The organism is Bradyrhizobium guangdongense (assembly GCF_006483445.1).
Classification (GTDB): domain Bacteria; phylum Pseudomonadota; class Alphaproteobacteria; order Rhizobiales; family Xanthobacteraceae; genus Bradyrhizobium; species Bradyrhizobium guangdongense_A.
Map to the genome: position 1 here is coordinate 1 of NZ_PPPT01000322.1, position 1,299 is coordinate 1,299.

The 1,299-nt window shown below is 64.3% G+C and carries 1 protein-coding gene; it reads right to left on the minus strand.

Going from position 1 to position 1,299, the window contains the following annotated elements:
* On the minus strand, nucleotides 1–1,299 hold a 1,299-nt coding region (locus C2U70_RS32455; RefSeq protein WP_140982815.1), incomplete at both ends, for a sigma-70 family RNA polymerase sigma factor.

The following is a 1,299-nucleotide window of genomic DNA, read 5'->3' on the forward strand; positions in this document are numbered from 1 at the left end:
GGTGATCGCCTGCCGGATCCACCACGTCGCGTAGGTCGAGAACTTGTAGCCGCGGCGGTACTCGAACTTGTCGACCGCCTTCATCAGGCCGATGTTGCCTTCCTGGATCAGGTCGAGGAACTGCAGGCCGCGGTTGGTGTATTTTTTCGCGATCGAGATCACCAGACGGAGGTTGGCTTCCACCATCTCCTTCTTGGCCTGGCGTGCCTCGCGCTCGCCCTTCTGCACGGAGTGCACGATCTTGCGGAATTCGCCGATCTCCAGACCCGTCAGCGCCGCGAGCTGATGCACCTCATGGCGGAGGTCCTTGATGCGGTCCTTCTCGTGATGGACGAAGTTCTTCCAGCCCTTGGCCGAGAGTTTCGAGACACGGTTGAGCCAGCGCGGATCGAGCTCCGAACCCTGGTAGTTGCGCAGGAAGTCGTCGCGGGCGACGCCATGGCTGTCAGCAAGGCGCATCAGGCGGCCCTCGTGGGACACGAGGCGCTTGTTGATGTCGTAGAGCTGCTCGACCAGTGAATCGATGCGGGCCTGGTTGAGGCGCAGCGACTTCACCTCGACGATGATCTCGTCCTTCAGCTTGCGGTACTTGCGCTCCTGGTGCGGCGAGAGCGACGGGCCGTGCGAGGTGCTCTCGAGCTGGTTCTGGATGTCCTGCTCTTGCAGCTTGCGCAGCTTCTTGTAGTTGTCGGCGATCTTGTCGAAGATCTCGACGACCTTCGGCTTGAGCTCGGCCTCGATGGCCGCAAGCGACATCTGGTTCTCGAACTCGTCGTCCTCGTCCATATCGGCTTCGGCGGCGGATTCGGCCGGATCCTTCTCGGCTTCGCCGGCATTGGGGACGCCGGGCGCAGCACGGAACGGGGTCGGCGCCGGCGGAGCGGCGGGCGGCGCGACGACGGGCGCAGCGCCGGCGGCGGCCTCAGCGGGTGCCTCGCCGTTTTCGCCGGCGGGACCGGCGATCATCGCATTGTTCATGCCGCCCTTGGCGTCGGGCCCGGCATAGGTCGCTTCGAGATCGATGATGTCACGGAGGAAGATCTTTCCCTCGTTGAGCTCATCGCGCCAGATGATGATAGCCTGGAAGGTCAGCGGGCTTTCGCAGAGGCCCGCGATCATCGCCTCGCGGCCGGCCTCGATGCGCTTGGCGATGGCGATTTCGCCCTCGCGGGAGAGCAGCTCGACGGTGCCCATCTCGCGCAGATACATGCGCACGGGATCGTCGGTGCGTTCGCCCGGCTCGCTCTTCTTGACTTCGGTGACGGCCTTCTGCGTGACCTCGACGAGCTCGTTGTCGGT